The following is a 3,875-nucleotide window of genomic DNA, read 5'->3' as shown; positions in this document are numbered from 1 at the left end:
GGCAGCGCGGCTTTCGTTACACGGCAGGAAATCATCAGGGTGCGCGGCGGCAAAGACGTGACACTCACTGTCCGCGAAAGCCGCCACGGCCCGGTCATCTCCGACATTCATGAACCGTCGCAGCGCCTGATCGATTCCGGGCATGTGCTGGCCTTCGCCTGGACCGCCCTGCGCGATGACGACACCACTGCCGATGCGTTGATCGGGCTGGAAACGGTCAGCGATTGGGATGGCTTCGTGGCCAATTTCCGGCGCTATGTGACGCCTCAGCAGAACATCGTCTACGCCGATCGCAGCGGCAATATCGGGTTCCTCGCCCCCGGGCTGGTTCCGGTTCGCAAACCGCAGAACGAGCTGAAGGGACTGGCCCCGGCGCCCGGCTGGGACGCCCGGTACGACTGGGACGGTTTCATTCCGTTCGACGAGTTGCCGCGGGCCTACAATCCTCCGAACGGACAGATCGTTACCGCGAACCACAAGATTGTCCCGGACGACTACCCCTACTTCATCACTTCGGAATGGGCTGATCCATACCGCGCCAGGCGCATCGAGCAACTGCTGCATGACCGCAACGTCCACTCCGTCGAGAGCTTCAAGCAGATGCAGGGAGACACATTGTCCCTCATGGCGGCGGAACTGCTGCCGGTCATGCTTGCCGCCCCGCTGAAGGCGTCACCCGAAAATGCGGAACTTGCCGAGATCAGGTCGGCGCTGACGGCCTGGGACGGAACCATGGCCGACAATCGACGGGAGCCTCTGGTTTTCCACGCTTGGTATCGCGAGTTGACGCGGCTGATCCTGGCGGACGAACTGGGGGAATCCTTTGAACCTCTCTGGCGCTTCCGGCCAATCCTGATCCGGAACATTCTCAGCGACGTCGACGGCCAGGCCCGCTGGTGTGCCAATGTCGCCACCGCCACCGCAACGTCGTGCAACGACCTGATCGCCGAGGCGCTCGACCGGGCGATCTCCGACCTGAAAGGCCGGTATGGCTCGGACCTGTCGCGCTGGCGCTGGGGCGACGCCCACTCGACCAGAGCCCCGCATCGCCCCTTTAGCAACATCCCGGTTCTGCGCCGCCTGTTCGAGATCAGCGTCCCCACTCCGGGAGACGCCTTCACGGTGAATGCCGGCCGCAACGATCTGGCAAGCGACGACCAGCCCTTCGCCAATCGCCATGCCGCATCGCTGCGCGCAGTCTACGATCTGGCGGATCTCAGCCGATCGCAGTTCATCCACTCGACCGGACAGTCCGGGCACCCGCTTTCCCCGTTTTACCGGAATTTCGCCCAGGCCTGGGCCGCCGTTCAGTACCTCCCGATGTCGCTGCGGCCGGCTGATGCCGAAGCCGGGGCGATCGGCCGGCTTAGGGTTACCGGAAAGCAATAAAAGAGGCTGTTTTTCAGTATTCTGTTAACTATGAGCATACGATAAGAAGGGGTTGGGTTGACGTGCCGCAGGATTCGCCGGCACGGGCATGGAGTGGCAATAGATGCTGGTGATAATCGGCTCGATAATCGGCATTGGCTGCGTGTTGGGCGGCTATATGGCGATGGGCGGCAAGCTCGGGGTGCTCTGGCAGCCATTCGAGTTCGTCATCATTTTCGGCGCCGGCGTCGGTGCCCTCGTCGTCGGCAACCCCAAGCCGGTTCTGAAGGCCGCGCTGAACGGCTTCAAGCTCTCCTTCAAGGGCCCGAAATACACCAAGGACGACTATCTCGAGCTACTCTCGATGATGTACAGCGTCTTCAAGCTGGCCAAGAGCAAGGGCATGCTGGCGCTGGAACAGCACATCGAGAAGCCGGAAGAGAGCAAGCTCTTCACCCAGTTTCCCAAATTCATGGCCGATCATCACGCCATGGAATTCCTGTGTGACTATCTGCGTCTCATGACGCTGGGCAGCGAAAATCCGCATGAGATGGAATCGCTGATGGACATGGAACTGGATGTCCATCATGCCGAAAACCACCTGGCGGGTCAGGCGCTGACCAACTTCGGCGACAGCTTCCCCGCGCTCGGCATCGTCGCGGCGGTGCTCGGCGTCATCAAGACGATGGGCTCGATCAGCGAGCCGCCGGAAGTCCTCGGCCGCCTGATCGGCGGCGCACTGGTCGGAACCTTCCTCGGCATCCTGCTCTCCTACGGCATCTTTTCTCCCATGGCGGCAGCTGCAAAGGCGACGATGGAGCACGATTCCAAATATCTGCTCTGCATGAAGGCCGGCCTCCTGGCGCATTTGCAGGGATATGCGCCGGCCGTTTCGGTCGAGTTTGCCCGTAAGTCGCTGGTGTCCAATGTGCGCCCGACCTTCTACGAGGTCGAAGAGGCCACCAGCAAAGTCCAGTCGGTCTGATCGCGGAACCGGGCTGAACCATGGCCGCGACAGAGGGCGAACGCCCAATCATCGTCAAGAAGATCAAGAAGGGCGAACATGCGCATCACGGCGGCGCGTGGAAAGTCGCCTATGCCGACTTCGTGACCGCGATGATGGCCTTCTTCCTGCTTCTGTGGCTGTTGAACGTCACGACCGACGAGCAGAAAAAAGGCGTGGCCGACTATTTCTCGCCCGCCTCCGTCAGCCGCAGCCTGTCGGGCGCCGGCGGCGTGCTTGGCGGCCGCACCATCATCGAGGATGGCGGAAAGATCTCCAGCTTCGGACTGCCAACCATGATCGTCGGTCCGTCGTCCGAGAAATCCGATCAGCCTGACCAGCCACAATACGATCAGAAGTACGAAGACTCCCGTCAGCCACCGCCGGCACAGGGGCTGCAGGGCGACAGCTTTCCGGATCCGGCAGACGCCAATCGCGGAGAGAGGCAGGAAAGCCAGATGGGTGCGATCGATCCGCAGCAGATCGATGCACTGACGGCGCGTGAACGCCTGCAGCAGCTTGAGGCGGACAACTTCCGCGAAGTCGAAATGCAGATCCGCCAGGCGATCCAGAGCAATCCGCAGCTGGCCGAATTGTCCAGACAGATTGTGTTCGACAACACGCCGGAGGGTTTCCGCATCCAGCTGGTCGACGAGGAGCAGTCTTCGATGTTCCCCTCGGGCAGCAGTCAGATGACCGAAAAGGCCCGTCGCCTGATGCAGCAGGTCGCGCAGGCCGTCTCCAAACTGCCCAACAAGCTGGCGGTCAGCGGGCATACGGATGCCCTGCCTTTCCGCGGTCAGGGCGCCTATTCCAACTGGGAATTGTCCGCCGATCGCGCGAATGCGGCGCGGCGCGTAATGATCGAGTCCGGGGTGCCCGCCGAACGTTTCCGGCAGGTCACAGGCAATGCGGACCAGGACCCGATGATCAAGGACAACCCGCTTGATCCGCGGAACCGTCGCATCGCCATTCTGTTATTGACCGACGTACCTGCCGGCGGCGCTGCCCCGGGCAATCCGTCGTCACAAGGCCCCGGCGGCGGTATGCGCCCGGGTGTGCTTCGTGCTCCAGCCCCGCCTCCGCCGCCTCCGCCTGGCCTTAACGGACCGGAGCCGGGCAGCGGCGGTATTCGCATCCTGCCTGCGCGCTGACCGTGACCGATCCAAACGCCCTTCCCACCGCCCCACGCACGATTGCCGTCGATCCCTTCGGCGATCCGCGGCTGTTTGAGGGCGTCATGTCGCGACGGATCTTCGCCTATCTGATCGATCTGACGATTCTGGTCGGTCTGTTCATACTCTACAAGCTGGCGCTGGCGCTCCTGACGGTGGTCACCTTCGGCATACTGACGCCGGTGCTGGTGCTGATTGGAACGATCATCCCCATCGCCTATCACACGCTGACCATCGGCGGCGCTGCCTCGGCCACACCGGGGATGCGCATGCTCGGCCTGCAGGTCTCCGTCTGGAATGGCGGCAAACCGGGCTATTTGCAGGCCCTT

General features: G+C 62.5%; 4 protein-coding genes. All 4 read left to right on the top strand.

From position 1 onward, the window contains the following. The coding region (locus VKZ87_RS06230) for a penicillin acylase family protein (protein WP_324220388.1) at positions 1-1,389 on the top strand (1,389 nt) is incomplete at its 5' end. A gap of 103 nt (positions 1,390-1,492) precedes the next feature. Next, a complete protein-coding gene (gene motA / locus VKZ87_RS06225) occupies positions 1,493-2,353 on the top strand; it encodes a flagellar motor stator protein MotA (RefSeq protein ID WP_324220387.1) in 861 nt (286 codons plus the stop codon). A gap of 20 nt (positions 2,354-2,373) precedes the next feature. Then, positions 2,374-3,525 (top strand): flagellar motor protein MotB, encoded by a 1,152-nt coding sequence (locus tag VKZ87_RS06220; RefSeq protein ID WP_324220386.1) that lies wholly within the window; start codon positions 2,374-2,376, stop codon positions 3,523-3,525. 2 nt (positions 3,526-3,527) lie between these two features. Continuing rightward, positions 3,528-3,875 (top strand): RDD family protein (locus VKZ87_RS06215; protein ID WP_324220385.1); only part of this gene is annotated, 348 nt, incomplete at its 3' end.

Source organism: Ferrovibrio sp. (genome assembly GCF_035304305.1).
Classification (GTDB): Bacteria; Pseudomonadota; Alphaproteobacteria; order Ferrovibrionales; family Ferrovibrionaceae; genus Ferrovibrio.
This window is presented reverse-complemented; position numbering and strand designations above follow the sequence as displayed.

Excerpts from the sequence above, each read along its gene's own strand:
- motA (WP_324220387.1), top strand. The coding sequence starts at position 1,493 with ATGCTGGTGATAATCGGCTCGATAATCGGCATTGGCTGCGTGTTGGGC.
- VKZ87_RS06220 (WP_324220386.1), top strand. The coding sequence starts at position 2,374 with ATGGCCGCGACAGAGGGCGAACGCCCAATCATCGTCAAGAAGATCAAG.